The 18,048-nt window shown below is 64.9% G+C and carries 20 protein-coding genes and 1 pseudogene; 12 read left to right on the top strand and 9 right to left on the bottom strand.

Annotated features, from left to right (window positions below):
- Positions 1–88: 88 nt before the first annotated feature.
- The gene (locus RBB16_RS08600; protein WP_306045770.1) at positions 89–700 is read right to left on the bottom strand and encodes a hypothetical protein; all 612 of its coding nucleotides are present in this window, start codon (positions 698–700) and stop codon (positions 89–91) included.
- A gap of 106 nt (positions 701–806) precedes the next feature.
- On the opposite strand from RBB16_RS08600, the gene RBB16_RS08595 reads away from it, so the two are divergent.
- The gene (locus RBB16_RS08595; protein ID WP_306045769.1) at positions 807–1,850 is read left to right on the top strand and encodes an aldo/keto reductase; all 1,044 of its coding nucleotides are present in this window, start codon (positions 807–809) and stop codon (positions 1,848–1,850) included.
- A gap of 3 nt (positions 1,851–1,853) precedes the next feature.
- Here RBB16_RS08595 and RBB16_RS08590 read toward each other — a convergent pair whose 3' ends face one another.
- Complete coding sequence (locus RBB16_RS08590; protein ID WP_306045768.1) at positions 1,854–2,828, bottom strand: GlxA family transcriptional regulator; 975 nt, start codon at positions 2,826–2,828, stop codon at positions 1,854–1,856.
- Positions 2,829–2,903: 75 nt separating this feature from the next.
- On the opposite strand from RBB16_RS08590, the gene RBB16_RS08585 reads away from it, so the two are divergent.
- The 10 genes from RBB16_RS08585 to RBB16_RS08540 all read left to right on the top strand — a co-directional run bounded on the left by RBB16_RS08585 (position 2,904) and on the right by RBB16_RS08540 (position 12,037).
- Positions 2,904–3,815: a 3-keto-5-aminohexanoate cleavage protein gene (locus tag RBB16_RS08585; RefSeq protein ID WP_306045767.1), complete on the top strand. Its 912-nt coding sequence runs from the start codon at positions 2,904–2,906 to the stop codon at positions 3,813–3,815.
- Entirely contained in the window at positions 3,815–4,591 is a 777-nt protein-coding gene (locus RBB16_RS08580) for an SDR family oxidoreductase (RefSeq protein ID WP_306045766.1), read from the top strand. The genes RBB16_RS08585 and RBB16_RS08580 overlap by 1 nt, the downstream gene beginning before the upstream one ends.
- A 1-nt stretch (position 4,592) precedes the next feature.
- Positions 4,593–6,035: a carnitine 3-dehydrogenase gene (locus tag RBB16_RS08575; RefSeq protein ID WP_306045765.1), complete on the top strand. Its 1,443-nt coding sequence runs from the start codon at positions 4,593–4,595 to the stop codon at positions 6,033–6,035.
- A 417-nt stretch (positions 6,036–6,452) separates the two neighbouring features.
- Positions 6,453–7,655: a 3-oxoadipyl-CoA thiolase gene (pcaF, locus tag RBB16_RS08570; protein ID WP_306045764.1), complete on the top strand. Its 1,203-nt coding sequence runs from the start codon at positions 6,453–6,455 to the stop codon at positions 7,653–7,655.
- A gap of 16 nt (positions 7,656–7,671) precedes the next feature.
- On the top strand, positions 7,672–8,664 hold the full coding sequence (paaA, locus tag RBB16_RS08565; protein WP_306045763.1) for a 1,2-phenylacetyl-CoA epoxidase subunit PaaA: 993 nt from the start codon (positions 7,672–7,674) through the stop codon (positions 8,662–8,664).
- 12 nt (positions 8,665–8,676) lie between these two features.
- Entirely contained in the window at positions 8,677–8,961 is a 285-nt protein-coding gene (gene paaB / locus RBB16_RS08560; protein ID WP_071690859.1) for a 1,2-phenylacetyl-CoA epoxidase subunit PaaB, read from the top strand.
- On the top strand, positions 8,961–9,722 hold the full coding sequence (paaC, locus tag RBB16_RS08555) for a 1,2-phenylacetyl-CoA epoxidase subunit PaaC (RefSeq protein ID WP_306045762.1): 762 nt from the start codon (positions 8,961–8,963) through the stop codon (positions 9,720–9,722). The genes paaB and paaC overlap by 1 nt, the downstream gene beginning before the upstream one ends.
- A gap of 5 nt (positions 9,723–9,727) precedes the next feature.
- A complete protein-coding gene (gene paaD / locus RBB16_RS08550; protein WP_306045761.1) occupies positions 9,728–10,189 on the top strand; it encodes a 1,2-phenylacetyl-CoA epoxidase subunit PaaD in 462 nt (153 codons plus the stop codon).
- A 12-nt stretch (positions 10,190–10,201) separates the two neighbouring features.
- Complete coding sequence (paaE, locus tag RBB16_RS08545; protein ID WP_306045760.1) at positions 10,202–11,272, top strand: 1,2-phenylacetyl-CoA epoxidase subunit PaaE; 1,071 nt, start codon at positions 10,202–10,204, stop codon at positions 11,270–11,272.
- Between the two features lie 12 nt (positions 11,273–11,284).
- The gene (locus RBB16_RS08540) at positions 11,285–12,037 is read left to right on the top strand and encodes a Phenylacetic acid catabolic protein (protein WP_306045759.1); all 753 of its coding nucleotides are present in this window, start codon (positions 11,285–11,287) and stop codon (positions 12,035–12,037) included.
- Here the strand turns inward: RBB16_RS08540 and RBB16_RS08535 are convergent.
- From RBB16_RS08535 to paaG, 7 genes and pseudogenes are all read right to left on the bottom strand, one after another.
- Positions 12,034–12,612 (bottom strand): LysR substrate-binding domain-containing protein, encoded by a 579-nt coding sequence (locus RBB16_RS08535; RefSeq protein WP_306045758.1) that lies wholly within the window; start codon positions 12,610–12,612, stop codon positions 12,034–12,036. The two genes, RBB16_RS08540 and RBB16_RS08535, sit on opposite strands and share 4 nt — an antisense overlap.
- Before the next feature lie 87 nt (positions 12,613–12,699).
- Positions 12,700–12,879: pseudogene (locus tag RBB16_RS20655) on the bottom strand (LysR family transcriptional regulator); the annotation flags it as partial.
- Between the two features lie 89 nt (positions 12,880–12,968).
- Positions 12,969–13,865: a DMT family transporter gene (locus RBB16_RS08530; protein WP_306045757.1), complete on the bottom strand. Its 897-nt coding sequence runs from the start codon at positions 13,863–13,865 to the stop codon at positions 12,969–12,971.
- Between the two features lie 85 nt (positions 13,866–13,950).
- Entirely contained in the window at positions 13,951–14,547 is a 597-nt protein-coding gene (locus RBB16_RS08525; protein ID WP_306045756.1) for a TetR/AcrR family transcriptional regulator, read from the bottom strand.
- A gap of 3 nt (positions 14,548–14,550) precedes the next feature.
- Positions 14,551–15,861 carry a phenylacetate--CoA ligase PaaK gene (paaK, locus tag RBB16_RS08520; RefSeq protein WP_306045755.1) on the bottom strand — a complete coding sequence of 437 codons (1,311 nt, stop codon included), beginning with the start codon at positions 15,859–15,861 and terminating at the stop codon, positions 14,551–14,553.
- Between the two features lie 7 nt (positions 15,862–15,868).
- A complete protein-coding gene (gene paaI, locus RBB16_RS08515) occupies positions 15,869–16,294 on the bottom strand; it encodes a hydroxyphenylacetyl-CoA thioesterase PaaI (RefSeq protein ID WP_306045754.1) in 426 nt (141 codons plus the stop codon).
- A complete protein-coding gene (gene paaG / locus RBB16_RS08510) occupies positions 16,291–17,076 on the bottom strand; it encodes a 2-(1,2-epoxy-1,2-dihydrophenyl)acetyl-CoA isomerase PaaG (RefSeq protein WP_306045753.1) in 786 nt (261 codons plus the stop codon). The genes paaI and paaG overlap by 4 nt, the downstream gene beginning before the upstream one ends.
- Before the next feature lie 93 nt (positions 17,077–17,169).
- On the opposite strand from paaG, the gene RBB16_RS08505 reads away from it, so the two are divergent.
- A partial coding sequence (locus RBB16_RS08505; protein WP_306045752.1) for an enoyl-CoA hydratase/isomerase family protein occupies positions 17,170–18,048 on the top strand: 879 nt, incomplete at its 3' end.

The following is an 18,048-nucleotide window of genomic DNA, read 5'->3' as shown; positions in this document are numbered from 1 at the left end:
CGCTCTTGCAAGAGCGTTTTTCGGGGGCTCTGCCCCCGTCGCCTTGCGGCGACTCCCCCGAGGTATTTTTGCCAAGATGAAGGCACGTTCAGGCGGCGGGGGCCTTTTCGGGCTGGGTGTTGATGATGCCAGTGTCATCCAGCATCCAGCTTTTCGGCGGGGCCTGCCGGGCGCGCAGGCGGGCGAGTTGCCAGCGGCTGCGGCCGGGGCCATGGTCGGGTGTCAGCTGCCAGCGGCTTTCCACCCCCGCAGCCCCGCCCGGGCCGGGGGTCAGCAGCAGGCACAGAGGGGCGCGGCCTGCCACCGCCCCGGCCTCGGCAGCCAGGTGCAGGCGGCGCACCGGGGTCAGGCCCGGCGGCTCTGGCAGATCGCCCACAACAAGCGGCACGATGCCGGGGCGCAGCGCCTCTTCCAGGGCCCAGAGCAGATCCTCGGGGCGGCTTGTGTCGACCATCAGCAATCGCGCGGGGTCGATCAGCGGGCGCACCCCGTCCATATGCAGCCGGTCGGGATGCCAGCCGGGGCGCAGCCACAGGACCGGCCCGTCGCAGCCCTGCGCGGCCAGCAGTGCCAGCCGTCGTCGGGCAGGCCCGCAAAACTCATGCGCGCGGGCGCGGGGCAGGTCGAAACGGCCCAGAAGCCGCAGCGGGCGCGGGCCGGATCGGGGGGCAGAGGAACGGGACAGCAGGGCCTGGGACATGGGGTCAATCTACATGTTCGCTAAATGTTCTTCAATCCCTGCCTTGCGTCCGGGGTCTCAGCGCCTAGGTTGCGACGTAGCAACATGACGGACAGGACAGGAAAACATGCGACAGGTTCCCTTCGGCGCGACCGGGCAGACGGTCTCGGAACTGTGCCTCGGCACGATGACATGGGGCACCCAGACCCCGGCGGATGATGCGCATCGGCAGATGGATATGGCGCTGGCCGCAGGGATCGACATTGTCGACACGGCCGAGATGTACCCGGTCAACCCGGTCCGCAAGGAGACCATCGGTGGATCGGAGGCCATTCTGGGCGACTGGAACGCAGCCAACCCGGCGCGGCGGGGGGATTATCTGCTCGCCACCAAGATCAGCGGCGAAGGTGGGGTCGCCCGTGAGGGGGCGCTGATCACCGGGGCGGCGCTGCGCGAGTCGCTGGAGGGTTCGCTGAAACGGCTCAAGACCGACTATGTGGATCTCTACCAGCTCCATTGGCCCAATCGCGGATCGTTCCAGTTCCGCAAGAACTGGACCTACGACCCGCGCGGCCAGAACAAGGCCGAGACGCTGGCCCATATGGAGGATGTGCTGGCGGAGGCCGACAAGCTGATCGCGGAAGGCAAGATGCGCCACATTGGCCTGTCCAACGAATCCGCCTGGGGCACGGCGCAATGGGTCCGGGTGTCCGAGGACAAAGGGTTGCCGCGCGTTCAGACCGTGCAGAACGAATATTCGCTGCTCGCCCGGATGTATGACACCGATATGGCCGAGATGTCGGTTAACGAGGAGGTGACGCTGCTGTCCTTCTCGCCGCTGGCCGCCGGGTTCCTGACCGGCAAGTACCAGAACGGCGCCGTGCCCGCCGGGTCGCGCATGTCGCTGGTGCCGGAAATGGGCGGGCGCAAATCGGCAAGGGTCTTCGATGCGGCGGCGGCCTATCTGGAGATTGCGGCGCGCCATGGGCTGGACCCGGTGCATATGGCCCTGGCCTGGCAGCAGACCCGGCCCTTCGCGATCTCGGCCATCTTCGGGGCCACGACCAGCGCGCAGCTGGAGCATATTCTGGGCGCAGCGGATATGGTGCTGCCTGCGGAGGCGCTGGACGAGATCACGGCAGCGCACAAGGCGCATCCGATGCCGTACTAGGCGTCAGCGGTCGGCACGAAGATCCGAGATCGACTGGCCGAACGCCTTGCGAAAGGCGCGGGCGAGGGTGGATGGGCCGGAGAAGCCGGTTCTGACGGCGATCTCCTGCACGCTCAGCCCGGTATCCAGCGCCAGCCTGCGGGCTTCGTTCAGTCGCAGGCGCAGGAAGAAGGCACCGGGGCCGGTTTCCAGATGCTTGCGAAAGAGCATCTCCAGCCGCCGGGGCGACAGGCCGACCTCTGCCGCGATCTCTGCCATGGCGGGGGGGTCTTCCAGCCGCTCCTCCATGATGGCCACGGCGCGGGCCACCTGTGGGGTCAGCGCTGCAAGGCGCGCCTGCGGGACCAGCCGTTGCGGGCTGGGGCGATCCTCGGGGTCATAAAGCAGCGCATTGGCGACCAGCCCGGCCAGTTCGGCCCCGTGATGGGACCGGATCAGGTGCAGCATCAGGTCGAGGCAGGGGGCCGCGCCACCGGTGGTCAGGGCCGGGCCGTCGATCACGTAGCGGTCGGGCAGGGGGTCGACCTCGGGAAAGGCATTGCCGAAGGCCTCCAGATCCTCCCAATGAGTCGTGGCGCGGTGGCCGTTCAGCAGGCCCGCCCGCGCCAGCACCCAAGGCCCGCCATCGACCCCGCAATAGGGGATAGCGCGCCCCCGCAACTGCCGCAGCCAGGACCTGAGCGCCGGGGTGGCATGGGCATCGAGCCGGAAGCCCGCCACCATCACCATCAGGTCCATATCGGCATGAAGCGGCAGCGGATCGGTCATCACCTCCAGCCCGGAGGTCAGCCGCACCAGCCCGCCCTCGGGTGACATCACTTGCCAGGCATAGACCTTCCGCCCCGCCCGCCGGTTCGCCGCGCGGAACGGGTCCAGCGCCGAAGCCATGGACAGAAGGTTGGAATCGGGCAGCACCAGCAGGCCGATGCGGAAGGGCGGCTCTCCGGGGTTTCTTTTGCGTGTCGCGGAAATAGTCATGGATGTTTCGTATATCGCAAAGAGCTTGCCCGCAACATGCGCTTTCCTACACCAGACCAGAGGACGGAGACCAGCATGCCCCTTACCCCTTCGCGCGACGTATTCATCACCTGTGCCATCACCGGATCGGGCGGCACCCAGGATCGCAGCCCGCATGTGCCGCGCAGCCCCGAGCAGATCGCCAACAGCGCAATTGCCGCCGCCAAGGCGGGCGCGGCGATTGTTCATTGCCACGTGCGTGACCCCGAAACCGGGGTGCCGAACCGGGACAGGGCGCTGTTCCGCGAAGTGACCGAACGGATCCGCGACGCCGATGTGGACGTGGTGCTGAACCTCACCGCCGGGATGGGCGGAGACCTGGTGCTTGGCAGCATCGAACAGCCGCTGCCCGCCAATGAGGCCGGAACCGACATGGCAGGCGCGTCGGAACGCTTCGCCCATGTGCTCGACTGTCGCCCGGAAATCTGCACGCTCGATTGCGGCACCATGAACTTTGCCGAGGCCGATTACATCATGGTCAACACGCCGGGCACCCTGCGCGCCATGGGCCAGATGATGACCGATGCAGGTGTGAAGCCCGAGATCGAAGCCTTCGATACCGGCCATCTGTGGTTTGCCAAGAAGCTGGTGGAAGAGGGCATCCTTGAGGACCCCGCCCTGGTGCAGCTTTGCATGGGGGTGCCCTGGGGGGCTCCCGATGACCTCAACACCTTCATGGCGATGGTCAACAACGTGCCCGATCACTGGACGTTCTCGGCCTTCTCGATTGGCCGGAACCAGATGAACTATGTCGCGGCCTCCGTGCTTGCGGGCGGTCATGTGCGCGTGGGGCTGGAGGATAATATCTGGCTCGAAAAGGGCGTGCTGGCCACGAATGAACAACTGGTGACGCGTGCGCGCGGCATCGTGGAATCCATGGGCAGCCGCATCATGGGCCCGCAGGAAGTGCGCGACAAGCTTGGCCTGACCAAGCGGGACCCTGCCTGATGCAGGGGCTTGACGGCGCCCGCGTGCTGATCACGGCGGGTGCGGCGGGGATCGGCCGGGTGATGGCCGAAAACTTCGCGGCGCAAGGCGCGCGGGTGGCGGTCTGCGACGTGGACGAAGCGGCCAGCAAGGAAATGGCCGCGGCCAACCCCGGCATCCTGACCCGTGTCGTGGACGTGACCGATATGGGCCAGGTCGACGGGTTCCTCGACGAGGCGCTGGAGATGCTCGGCGGGCTCGACGTGGCGGCGGCCAATGCCGGGATCGGCGGGCCCGCTGCTGCGGTAGAGGACATGGATTTCCAGGGGTGGAAGGATACGCTCGCCGTCAATCTCGACGGGGCCTTTCTTGTCGCGCGCCGTGCTGCGCCGGTGATGAAGGCGCAGAAATCGGGGCTTTTGTTGCTGACCTCCTCCACCTCCGGGCTCTTCGGACACCCCTACCGTTCGCCCTACGCGGCGGCGAAATGGGGGATCATCGGGTTGACCAAGACCTGGGCGATGGAACTGGGCCCTTGGAACATCCGCGTGAACGCGCTCTGCCCTGGGGCGGTCGAAGGGCCGCGCATGGACCGGGTTGTGGCGAATGAAGCCAGGGCGCGGGGGGTCAGCGAAGACGAGGTGCGGCGCAGCTATGTGCAATGTGTCTCGATGAAAACATGGGTGAGCGCACAGGACATCGCCAATATGGCGCTCTTCCTGGCGTCGGATATGGGCAACAAGGTGTCGGGGCAGGCCATGGCCGTCGACGGGCACACGGAATCGAACGGGGATTGAAATGACCAAGACAGCGGCAATTCTGGGCGGGGGCGTGATTGGCGGCGGATGGGCCGCGCGGTTCCTGCTGATGGGCTGGGAGGTGCGGGTGTTCGACCCGTCGCCGACGGCCGAGGAAACCCTGAACGCGATGTTGGGACGCGCGCGCAAGGCGTTGCCCGCGCTCTATGATGTGGCGCTGCCGGCAGAGGGCAAGCTGAGCTTTCATGGCACGATCAGCGAGGCTGTGGAGAGCGCTGTCTGGATCCAGGAAAGCGCGCCGGAGCGGCTGGAGCTGAAGCAAAAGCTTTACCAGCAGGTGCAGTCGGTCTGTGACCCGGACGCGATCATCGGCTCGTCAACATCCGGTTTCATGCCGTCAGAGCTGCAAAACTGCGCCACGCGGCCCGAGCAGATCATCGTCGCACACCCGTTCAACCCGGTCTATCTGCTGCCTCTGATTGAGCTGGTGGGGTCCGAGAAGACCGATCCCGCGATGCTGGATCGCGCCAAGGAACTGCTTGAAACCGTGGGGCTTTTCCCGCTGAAGGTCCGGCAGGAGATCCCCGCCCATATCGCCGACCGTTTCCTGGAAGCCGTCTGGCGCGAGGCGCTGTGGCTGATCAAGGACGGCATCGCTACGACCGAGGAGATCGACGACGCGATCCGCATGGGCTTTGGCCTGCGCTGGGGGCAGATGGGGCTGTTCGAGACCTATCGTGTGGCCGGTGGGCCTGCCGGGATGGCGCATTTCATAAGCCAGTTCGGCCCGGCGCTGGAATGGCCCTGGACCAAGCTGATGGATGTGCCGGAGCTGACCGATGAACTGATCGAGATGATCGCCAGCCAGTCCGATGCGCAGTCGGGGCATCTGTCGATTGCCGAGCTGGAATCCCTGCGGGACGGCAACCTGATCGGGATGATGCGCAGCCTGAAGGCGCGTGGGTCTGCCGTGGGTAAGGTCTTGGCAGATCACGAGAAAACCATCGAACCCGCGATGCCGGACCTGATGGGTCCGATGATGACCCTGGACCGGCAGGTGCCGACCGACTGGGTGGATGGAAACGGCCATATGAACGAAAGCCGCTATGTGCAGGCGATGTCTGAGGCGAGCGACCGGTTCCTGCTGTGGATCGGTACAACGCCCGACTATATCGCCACGCAGGGCAGCTGGTTCACGGTGGAAAACCATGTGCGCTATCTGGCCGAGGTGATGATCGGCGACCGGATCACCGCGACGACGCAGGTGCTGGAGGCCAAGGGCAAGAAGCTGAAGCTGTTCTACACGATCCGCTGCAATGGCGAGGTGGCGGCGACGGTGGAGCAGTTGCTGATCCATGTCGACATGAAGACCCGCCGGGCGGCAGAGCCACCAGCGGAGATGGCCGATCTGCTGACCCGGATTGCGCGGGCGCATGCGGGTTTCGGGGTGCCGGACGGGGCGGGCGGAACCGGCCGCGGATAGGCGAAAAACAGGGGGGTGCCATGCGTACATCCCCCGTACACCCCTTGTGCATATGATACGGCGATTTCGCCGCCTGCCGGCGTCGACCGGGGAGCGGCCCTTCTCAACCCCCCGGCATGCGCCGGGAGGCCTCGTCGGTCCGCGTTGCCACGGATCTGTGGGGAGGGCGGCCTGTCGGGTCAGGTGGCCGGATGTGTGGCGAGGGCGGATGCCTCCGGCGGGAGTATTTGGGCCAAGAAGAAGGGGAAGGTCGGTCTTTTGGAGGGCCGTGGTCGCTAGCTCGGCTCGTCTGGATGCGTTACGAGATATTCACAATTTCACCGATTGGTGTAACATTTTTCTTGCAACGAATCGCTGTGCGGAATATCCCGACCATGCGGTCAGTTATTTGCGAGACTTTCGGGAGGATTCCGCCACATGGACGCTTTCATCTGCGACGCCACGCGAACGCCGATTGGCCGTTATGGAGGGGCGCTGAGCTCCATCCGCACCGATGACCTTGCGTCGCTGCCCATTGCGGCCCTGATGGCGCGCAATCCCGGTGTGGACTGGGGTGCGATTGACGATGTGATCTATGGCGATGCCAACCAGGCGGGCGAGGACAATCGCAACGTGGCGCGCATGGCGGCGCTGCTGGCGGGGCTGCCGGTGAGCGTGCCGGGGACCACGGTGAACCGGCTTTGTGCCAGCGGCATGGATGCCGTGGGGATGGCCGCGCGGGGGATCAAGGCGGGCGATTATGACCTGGTGATCGCGGGCGGCGTGGAAAGCATGAGCCGCGCGCCTTTCGTGATGCCGAAAGCCACCAGCGCCTTTGCGCGAGCCAATGCGGTTTATGACACCACCATCGGCTGGCGCTTCGTGAACAAGAGGATGCAGGCGGCTTATGGCACGGATTCGATGCCTGAGACTGCCGATAACGTGGCCGAGGACTATGGTATCAACCGTGCCGATCAGGATGCCTTTGCCGCCCGGTCTCAGGCCCGGTGGGAGGCGGCGCAGGCGGCTGGCGTTTTCGCCGATGAGATCACCCCGGTGGCGATCCCGCAGCGCAAGGGCGATCCCGTGGTGGTCGATACCGACGAACATCCGCGCCCCGGCACGACGGCCGAGAAACTGTCGGGCCTGAAGGGCGTCAATGGCCCGGATAAGACGGTGACCGCAGGCAATGCCTCGGGCGTCAATGACGGGGCGGCGGCGGTGCTGCTGGCATCTGAGGCGGCGGCCAAGGCGAACGGGCTGACGCCCATGGCGCGGGTCGTGGCGATGGCAGCGGCGGGGGTGGAACCCCGCGTGATGGGGATCGGCCCGGTGCCTGCCACCCGCAAGGTGCTGGCCAAGGCGGGGCTGAGCATCGAACAGATGGATGTGATCGAACTGAACGAGGCCTTTGCGAGCCAGGGGCTGGCCACGTTGCGGGAGCTGGGCGTCGCGGATGACGCGGCTCATGTGAACCCCAACGGGGGCGCCATCGCGCTTGGCCATCCGCTTGGCATGTCGGGCACGCGGCTGGTGCTGACGGCGGCCTATCAACTCAACCGCACGGGCGGGCGCTATGCGCTGTGCACCATGTGCGTGGGCGTGGGACAGGGCGTTGCCCTGATCCTGGAACGGGTCTGAAGGGAGACACGGGAAAATGTATGCACAGATGATCAAGACCGCCTCGAACGGGATCAAACCGCGCGAGGAGATGTCCGAGGAAGAGCGCGCCTTTCAGGACAAGATCGACAACGACATCAAGATCGAACCGCGCGACTGGATGCCGGAGGATTACCGCCGGACGCTGATCCGCCAGATCGGCCAGCACGCTCATTCCGAGGTGGTGGGGCAATTGCCGGAGGGCAACTGGATCACCCGCGCGCCGACGCTGGAACGCAAGGCCATTCTGCTGGCCAAGGTGCAGGATGAGGCGGGGCATGGGCTGTATCTCTACTCTGCCGCAGAAACGCTTGGCGTCAGCCGGGATGAGCTTATTGAACTGCTGCATGAAGGGAAGATGAAGTATTCGTCGATCTTCAACTACCCGACGCTGAACTGGGCCGATATCGGCGCCGTGGGCTGGCTGGTCGATGGCGCGGCGATCGTGAACCAGGTGGCGCTGCAACGCACGTCTTACGGGCCCTATAGCCGCGCCATGATCCGCATTTGCAAGGAAGAGAGCTTCCACGCGCGGCAGGGCTATGACGCGATCCGCGCGATGGCCTTCGGCACGCCGGAACAGAAGCGGCAGGCGCAGGATGCTTTGAACCGCCTGTGGTTCCCGGCGCTGATGATGTTCGGGCCGTCGGATGCGGAGTCGACCCATTCGGAACAGTCGATGGCGTGGAAGATCAAGGTGAAGTCCAACGACGAGCTGCGCCAGCAGTTCGTGGACCAGACCATCCCGCAGATCGAGTACCTGAAGCTCGACCTGCCCGACCCGAATATCAAGTGGAATGAAGAGCGCGGGCATTACGATTTCAGCGAACCGGACTGGCCCGAATTCTTCAATGTCATCAAAGGGAACGGCCCCTGCAACGTGGACCGCATGAAAGACCGCGTCGCGGCATGGGACGATGGGGAATGGGTGCGTGACGGGTTGCTTGCCCATGCCCGCAAGAAAGCTGCCCGCAAAGTTGCGGCGGAATGAGGAGGATCTGAGATGAAAAACGAATGGCCCCTGTGGGAAATCTTCATTCGCGGCCAGCATGGGCTGAGCCACCGGCATGTCGGCTCGCTTCATGCGCCGGATGCGGAAATGGCGGTGAAGAACGCGCGCGACGTCTATACGCGCCGCAATGAGGGCGTGTCGATCTGGGTGGTGGAGGCCAAACATATCGCCGCCAGCGCGCCGTCGGAAAAAGGCCCGCTCTTTGAGCCGTCGGAAAGCAAGATCTATCGCCACCCGACCTTCTACGACATTCCTGACGAAGTGGGGCATATGTGATGACCCGCGATGAGGCTTTGTTCGAATTCCTCCTGCGGATGGGGGACAATACGCTGATCCTCGGGCATCGGGTCTCGGAATGGTGCGGCCATTCCCCGGTGCTGGAGGAGGACATCGCGCTGGCCAACACGGCGCTCGACATGATCGGCCAGACGCAGCTGTGGCTGGGGCTGGCGGGCGAGGTCGAGGGCAAGGGCCGGACGGCGGATAATCTCGCCTTCCTGCGCGACGCCTGGGACTTTCGCAATGTGCTGATGGTGGAACTGCCCAATGGCGATTTCGGCCAGACGCTGATGCGGCAGTTCCTCTATGACGCCTGGTCCTTCGTGATGACCGATTGGCTGAAAGGGTCGGCTGACGAACGCATCGCCGCCATCGCCGAGAAGGCCCACAAGGAGGTGACTTACCACCTGGAACGCTCCGGCGACACGGTGATCGGTCTTGGGGATGGAACCGAGGAAAGTCATAGGCGGATGCAGGCAGCCTTGGACTATCTCTATCCTTATTGTGGGGAGATGTTCGAAAAGGACAAGGCGGATGAGTTGCTGGCAGAGGCCGGGATCGCCCCGGACCCCGCGGAACTGCGCGCCGAATACGACGATATCGTCGGGCGGGTACTGGCGGAGGCCACATTGGCCATTCCGGGTGGCGACTACGTCCACAAGGGCGGGCGCAATGGCCGGATGCATACCGAACATCTGGGGCATCTGCTGACCTCGATGCAGTGGCTGCAGCGCGCCTATCCGGGCGCGGCGTGGTGAGTGTGATGGAAAAGCCCACGGTCGATCAGGTCTGGGAGTGGCTCGATGCCGTGCCCGACCCCGAGATCCCGGTGATCTCTCTGGTCGATCTGGGCATCATCCGCGATGTGGCGTGGCAGGGCGATACGCTCTGCGTGGCCCTGACGCCGACCTATTCCGGCTGTCCCGCGACCAGCGTGATCGAGATGGACGTGGAGACCGCCCTGCGCGGACACGGCATCGAGAAGCTGGAACTGAAGCGCCAGATCTCGCCGCCCTGGACCACCGATTGGCTGACCGAGAAGGGCCGCGCCAAGCTGGAAGACTATGGCATCGCGCCGCCGCAACCCGCAGGCGGCCCAAGCCGCTGCCCGCAATGCCACAGCACCAATCTGGAGCGGATCAGCCAGTTCGGATCGACCCCGTGCAAGGCTACGTGGCGCTGCCGCGACTGTCTGGAACCGTTCGACTATTTCAAGTGCATCTAAGGGAGGAGCCCCATGGCGCGCTTTCACGAGCTCACCGTCACTGACATCCACAAGACGATCCGCGACGCCGTTGTCGTGACCCTGAAGCCCGAGGACGCCGAGGCGTTCGACTTCATTCAGGGGCAATACCTGACCTTCCGTCACGAATTCGACGGAGAGGAACTGCGCCGCAGCTATTCCATTTGCGCAGGGAGGCAGGAGGGCATCCTGCAAGTGGGGATCAAGCGCGTCGATGGCGGGGCGTTTTCCACCTGGGCCAATGAAGAGCTGAAGGTGGGCGATACGCTGCAGGCGATGCCGCCCATGGGGGGCTTTCATACGGCGCTGGATGCGTCCCAGGCCCGCCACTACCTCGGCTTCGCGGGCGGGTCGGGGATTACCCCGGTGCTGTCGATCATCAAAACCGCTCTGGCGACCGAACCGAGGTCCAGCTTCACGCTGGTCTATGCGAATAAGGGCGTGAACACGATCATGTTCCGCGAGGAGCTGGAGGATCTGAAGAACCTCTATATGGGGCGCTTCAACGTGATCCACGTGCTGGAAACCGACGCGCAGGAGATTGACCTGTTTACGGGCCTCGTGACCGAGGAGAAGGTCGCGCAGCTAGTGCGCACGGGTTGGGTGGATATCGACAGCGTCGATACGGCCTTCATCTGCGGGCCGGAACCGATGATGCTGGGCATCGCCAAGGCGCTGAGGGCGCATGGGCTGGATGATGCGCAGATCAAGTTCGAGCTCTTCGCCTCTGCCCAACCGGGGCGGCTGGCGCGGCGGGTCGTGTCGAAGGACGCGGGAAGTGCCGCCAATCAGGCGGCCCTGTCGGTGACGCTCGATGGCTCCACCCGGTCGCTGACCGTGGGCAAGGATATCAGCGTGCTGGACGCGGCGCTGGAAAACGCCATGGACGCGCCCTATGCCTGCAAGGCCGGGGTCTGTTCGACCTGCCGCTGCCGGGTGCTGGAGGGCGAGGTCGAGATGGTCGCCAACCACGCGCTGGAGGATTACGAGGTCGCCAAGGGCTACGTCCTGTCCTGCCAATCGTTCCCCGTCACCGACCGCGTGGTCGTGGATTTTGACCAGTAAGGAGGCCGGATCATGGAGATGAAGATCGAGGAGTATCTGGCCCAGGGCGGCGTGCTGACCAGCCCCGCCAATGTGCCGCCGCGCTACCGGGCGGAGCTGATGAAGCTGATGGCCAGCTTCGTCGACAGCGAACTGGCGGGGGCGGCAGGCTTTGCCGATGTGATCAACGCAGGCCCCGGCATCAAGGAACGGATCGCGGCGGCGCGGATCGTGCTGGAAAAGACCGATCACGCGGACAAGGTGCTGCGGGTGATGGGCGAATTTGGCGTCGATACGGCGCGCTATGCCAACCACCACCCCTGGACCGCGCGTCTGGCGCGGGACGCCGATATCGGGGCTGTGCGCGGCGATCATGACATGCGGCTGGCCGTCTTCAACTATCCGCTCGATGGCTGGGGCGATGCGGTGGTGATGAACCTGCTGATGGGGCGCGCCGTGGTGGCGCAATTGGCGGATATGCAGATGGTCAGCTATCAGCCACTGGCCGAGGCGTTCCGCGCCGTGGCCCCTGTGGAACTGCGCCATGCGGAGCTTGCCGAGGAAGGGCTGGACCGGCTGGTGTCAGAGGGGCAGGGCGCGGCGCTGCAAGCCTCTGTCGCCTATTGGTGGCCGCGTGTGGCGGCGAGTTTCGGGCAGGGCGACCCCGCCCGGTTCGACCAACTGCGCGCCATGGGGCTGCGCCATGCGTCGCGAGGTGAGCTGTTTTCGCGATGGCAGGCAGAGGCCGGGGCGGCTTTGTCCCGCGTGGGCCTGAACGCGGCCTAGACGGCGCTGCGGATCCAGTCCTCGACGATGCGCCGTGCCGCGCTGGCAGGTGTGTTGGCGGGGCGGATCAGGTAGAGTCCGTGGCCCGGTTCGGGCGGAAACTCCTTCAGTTTCACGAGACGCCCGGCGGCAAGGGCGTCTTTTGCCATGATTGCGGGGACAAGGGCGATGCCGGTTCCCGCCTCTGCCGCATCGAGGGCAAGGGCGGTCTGCGCGACCTGATGTGATTGGAAGGTCGTGCCGCTTTCGGACAGCCACTTGGCCCAGGGGCGGCTGGCATCCTCGATCAGAATGTATTGCGCGAAGAAGCTTTCCCGCGCGATCACCGGCGCGCGGGCGATGAGCGTGGGACCGGCCACCGCGACCAGCGGGGCTTCGCAGAGCAGATCGACCTTCCGCCCGGTGGTGGAAGGCGGCGCGCCGAGATGCAGGATGAACTCTGCATCGCTCTGATCCGGGGCCTGCGCTGTGATGATCTGAAGGTCGATTTCCGGGTTTGTTTCCGCGATCTCCGACAGGGACGGAATCAGCCATTTTGCGGCCAGAGAGGGGCTGAGGGCGACGGAAATCCGCATGGATCGTGATTTTAGTGAATCTATACCCTGTTGAATCAACCCCATGGCCTGTTCGATGGGGCTGTGTAGCTGCAAGCCGGCCTCTGTCAGGCGCAGACCGCGGCGGTGCCGTTCGAAAAGCTTTGCTTCAAGTGTAGCTTCTAATTGATTGATTTGTTGTGATACAGCGCCTGTCGTTACCTGAAGTTCCCGCGCGGCTGCGCCAAGGGTTTTGTGGCGTGCTGCCGCGTCAAAGGCGCGGAGCGTGTTCAGGCTTGGCGTGTTCATGGAGCCAATATAGTGGAGATTTGCTAAAAACAGAAGGTGATTGAAAGGCTTGAATCCGCGATTTGATCAAAATCTGGGTGCAGGACAGGTCAATCCTGTGATTTGTGCCCCAGAACCTCCACGAATCCGGCGCCGACGATCATCATCGTGCCAATCCCCTCTCGCCACCCGAACGGTTCGCCCGACCAGAGCGCGGCTGAGATCACGCCGACGACGATATCGCTCATCAACAGAAGCCCGAGCCGTGCGGGGGTCAGGACGGTCGCTGGCCAGATGGTCAGGAAGAGCATGGGAACGACAACAAGGCCCGCGATCAGGAACCACGGGGCCGCGCCCATCACATGGGTGAGGGCAAAACTGCCGCCAAGGCTGCCCCCGCCGATCAGGAGTGTCGCGCCGGTCACGACCAATGCGCCGAAGACGAAGGCGAAGACCTGTTCGGCCACCGCAACCGTGCCCGCGCGATAGAGGAAGAAGGATCCGAGTGCCCAGCTCATCCCCGAGATCAGCGCCAGAATATCCCCCAGATTGGGACCGCGCCCAATCGCCCCGACGCCCATCATCACCACCAGCCCGCCAATCCCGAGTGCAATCGCGCCGATCCTGGCCGGGGTCAGCCTTTCCCCCAGGAAGGCAAGGCCGAGGGCCGTGCTCCAGATCGGAGAGAGATAGAACAGCAGGACGGATCGGATCACATCCGTCAGGACGAGGCTGGTGGAATAGAGGCTGAAGGCGCAGCCGGTCAGCAAGCCGCAGGGCACCAGCACCGCAAGATGCGCAAGGGGGCGGGCCTTGAGCCACAGCAGAACCGGGATCATCAGGGCGACGGCCGCGAAGTAGAGCGAGAAACCGGCCCAGGCCCCCGGCAGCCCTGCCTGTTCGATGGCGCGGATCGGAATCCAGATCAGCCCCCACATCGCGCCACCGATCACGATGGCGACCGCGGCAGCTCCGGGCTGCCGTGCGATTTCCTGCAGGCGGGACATGGGCGTGGCTCCTGATCGGGATGCGTCGGGTGTGAACGGCCCGACCCCGCGCAGCCTGCCCCGAGAGCGCGATCTCGGCAAGCCCTCAGATACCGGGAAGGCCCCTCAGCGTCAGGTCCGCAACAAGCGTGGCATAGGCGTCACGGGCCTGAGGCCCGGCGCCGCCGTTCCACATATAGTACCAGTTCAGCATGCCGAAGACCGACATGGTAACCGCGCGCAGCTTGGCGCGGTCGTCGCCGAAGACCTGCGGGGCGGCGGCGCGGATGCAGTCGGAGAGATAGCGCACCATGTCCCGCTGATAGGCGCGCATGCGGTCCTGCTGATCCTCGGGCAGGGCAGAGAGCGCATTGAGCTGCACCTGGTGTTCATAATCCGACCCCTGATAGGCGCGCAGAACGTCCCGGATCACGCGGCGCAGACGGTCTTCGGGGTCGAGGCCCTCTACATCCGTCGCAAGGATCAGGTCGCGAAGGTCAGACAGGTAACTGTCGAGAATATCGAATAGAATCGCGTCCTTGCTGTCATAGTAGTGGTAGATATTCGCCTTCGAGATCCCGCATTCCTTGGCCAGCTTCGCCATCGAGGCGCGGTCGAACCCCTCGGTGGCGAAGATCTTGGCCGCCGATTGCAAGATCTGGTCCCGCTTCTGGTCGTGGTCTTTCGCGATTGTCCGTGCCACGCCTTATCCCTTCTCGCGGTTGTCGACGACGCGCTTGGCCTTGCCCTCGCTGCGCGCCACCGCGCCGGGATCGCCCACGTTCACCTCGATCGAGATGCCGACGATATCCTTCACGCGCTTGGACAGCATCCGCGAGGCGGCGGTTTTCGACAGCTCATCGGTGGCATCGGGCAGCGCCTCTACATGCACGCGCATCGCGTCCATCCGGCCCGCGGTGTAGAGCTCGATCTGGAAATGGGGCGCGAGGCCGCCGGTGGCCATCAGCTGTTCCTCGATCTGGGTCGGGAAGACGTTGACGCCGCGCAGGATCATCATGTCGTCGGAGCGTCCGGTGATCTTTTCCATCCGCCGCATGCTGCGGGCCGTGCCGGGCAGAAGGCGCGTCAGGTCGCGCGTGCGGTAGCGGATCATCGGCAGGCCTTCCTTGGTGAGCGTCGTGAAGACCAGTTCGCCAAGCTCGCCATCGGGCAGCACTTCGCCGGTTTCGGGGTCGATGATCTCAGGCAGGAAGTGATCCTCCCAGATCACCGGGCCATCCTTGGTTTCCACGCATTCATTGGCCACACCCGGCCCCATGATCTCGGAAAGACCATAGATATCAACCGCGTGCATGTCGAAAGCCTGCTCGACCTCTTTCCGCATCGCGTCGGTCCAGGGCTCGGCCCCGAAAATGCCGACCTCCAGGCTGCTTTCGCGCGGATCGAGGCCCAGTTTGTGGAACTGTTCGAGGATGTTGAGCATGTAGGAGGGCGTGACCATGATCGTCGTCGGCTTGAAATCGTTGATCAGCGTCACCTGCCGTTCGGTCATGCCGCCGGACACCGGAACCACCGTCGCGCCAAGCCGTTCGGCCCCGTAATGCGCGCCGAGACCGCCGGTAAAGAGGCCATATCCATAGGCCACATGCACGATGTCACCCGCGCGGGTGCCGGAGGCGCGCATGGAGCGCGCAACGAGGTCTGCCCAATTGCTGATGTCGTTTTTCGTATAGCCCACGACGGTGGGCTTCCCGGTGGTGCCGGAGGAGGCGTGTATGCGGGAAATCTGGTCGCGCGGGACGGCGAACAGGCCGAAGGGATAATTGTCGCGCAGGTCTGTCTTGTAGGTGAAGGGGAACTTCGCCAGATCGGAAAGCTGTTTCAGATCATCGGGATGCACACCCGCCGCGTCAAAGCGCTGGCGGTACATCGGCACGTTGTCATAGGCGTGGCGGACGGACCATTTCAGGCGGTCGAGTTGCAGCGCGCGGATCTCGTCGATCGAGGCGATCTCGATCGGGTCGAGCTCTTCCTTGCGGGGGCTGAGGTCTTTCATGTCGGTTTCACTCCTCGAACAACTGGCCCTTGATCGCGCGGGAATTGCCCCGGAACTCCGCGATCACGGTGCCGTCCTGGTTGGTCACGGTCACGTCGTAGATGCCGCTGCGGCCGGTCAGGCTGATTTCCCGGGCCACGGCGGTCAGCCGGTCGCCGATGCGGCCCGGTGCGATATAGGTGATGGTATTGGTCTGGGCGACCGTGTTCTGGTTGCGGCTGTTGCAGGCGAAGGCAAAGGCGCTGTCGGCGAGCGAAAAGGTCACGCCGCCATGGCAGATCCCGTGGCCATTGGCGTGGTGGGGTTCCACGGTCAGGGCCAATGTGGCGCGGCCTTCCGTCACCTCCACGAGTTCCATGCCGAACCAGGGGGAGGCATTGTCGTCGGCCCACATGGCCTCGGCGGATTTCCGGGCGCGGGTTTCGGGGGTCATCGGCCTTTGAACTCCGGCTGGCGTTTCGACAGGAAGGCGCTGACGCCCTCCGCATAATCGGCGCTTTCGCCGCAGGTTTTCATGGCGTCCGCTTCAAGATCGAGCTGATCGGAGAGCGTGTTGGTGGCGGCGGCCTGAATGCAGTGTTTCGTTAGGCCAAGGCCAAGGGTCGGGCCGTTGGCGAGCTTGGCGGTCAGGGCACGGGCCTCGTCCATCAGCTGATCGTCGGGGTAGGTGCGCCAGATCAGGCCCCAGTCGGCGGCGGTTCGGGCGGGCAGGGGCTCTGCCGTCATGGCCAGTGCCTTGGCGCGCGCCTCGCCCAAAAGGCGGGGCAGGTGCCAGCTGCCGCCGGTGTCGGGGACAAGACCCACCTTGCTGAAGGCCTGGATGAATTTGCCGCTGTCTGCCGCCAGCACGATGTCGCAGGCCAGCGCAAGGCTGACGCCCGCGCCTGCCGCGACGCCGTTCACCGCGCAGACAACCGGCAGGCGCATGTCACGGATCAGCCGGACGAGCGGGGCATAGAAGGTGCGGACGGTGTGGCCGAGATCCGGTGGGCCATCCATCTTCGAGGGGTCGCGGTCGCCCAGATCCTGCCCGGCGCAGAAGCCTCGGCCCGCGCCGGTCAGCAGGATCGCACGGGCTCCGGCGTCACGCGCATCAGACAGGGCCGTGCGCAGGGCGTGGTGCATTTCCTCGTTGAAACTGTTCAGCCGGTCGGGGCGGTTGAGCGTGATTTCACGCCAGTCCCCGTGGTCCGTCACCAATACCGTGTCGCTCATCTGCGGCCTCTCCTCCCTCGCTCAGGAATCTCTTGCATAAACCGAACGGTTGGTCAATAAATTCCGCAACACCGAGAGGGAGGGATCACCGTAATGACCGCCGACTTGCCAGTAACTGTCAGAAAAGACGGGGATATTGCCTGGGTCACTATCGACAGCCCGCCGGTGAACGCGACCTCCGTCGCGGTGCGGGCGGGGCTGGAGCGGGCGGTTTCAGAGGTGCAGGGCGCGCGTCTGGCAGTGCTGGCATGCGCGGGCAAGACCTTCATCGCGGGCGGTGACATGTCGGAGTTTGACGGCCCCGCGTTGCTGCCGCATCTGCCAGACGTGGTGCAGATGATCGAGGACTCGGAGGTGCCGTTTCTTGCACTGCTGCATGGCACCGTTCTGGGCGGCGGGTTCGAGATCGCCATGGGCTGCGCCTGGCGTTTCGCCGCGTCGGGGACCAAGTTCGGCCTGCCGGAAGTCAACGTGGGGATCATCCCAGGGGCAGGGGGAACGCAACGCGCGCCGCGTCTGGTGGGCATGGAGGCAGCGATTGAGATGGCCTGCACCGGGCGGATGTACTCTGCAACGGATATGCTGGCGCTTGGCGGCATCGACAGGATCGTGGACGATCCCGAGGCCGCCGCCCGTGCGTTCGCCGCCGATCTGCCAGAGCGCCCCGTCGCGGTCAGTGCGCGTAGCTGCGCGGCCCTGAGCGATGCGGATTACGCGGCCAAGGCAGCCGAGATTGCGAAACGCGCCAAGGGCCAGCAATCTCCCCTGTTGAACCTGGAGGCCCTGCAATGGGCGGCCCTGCCTTTCGCAGAGGGTCAGCCAAAGGAACGCGCACGGCATCTGGACATGCGGGCAGGGGCCGAAAGCCGGGCGCTGCGGCACGCGTTCTTTGCAGAGCGGCAGGTGATGAAGCCCAAGGCGATTGCAGGTGCCACTCCGCGCGAACTGTCTCATGTGGCCGTCGTCGGGGGC

This window comes from Nioella sp. MMSF_3534, assembly GCF_030732985.1.
Taxonomy (GTDB): Bacteria; Pseudomonadota; Alphaproteobacteria; order Rhodobacterales; family Rhodobacteraceae; genus Nioella.
The sequence above is the reverse complement of the archived record's forward strand: the minus strand, read 5'-3'. Positions and strand labels throughout refer to the sequence as shown.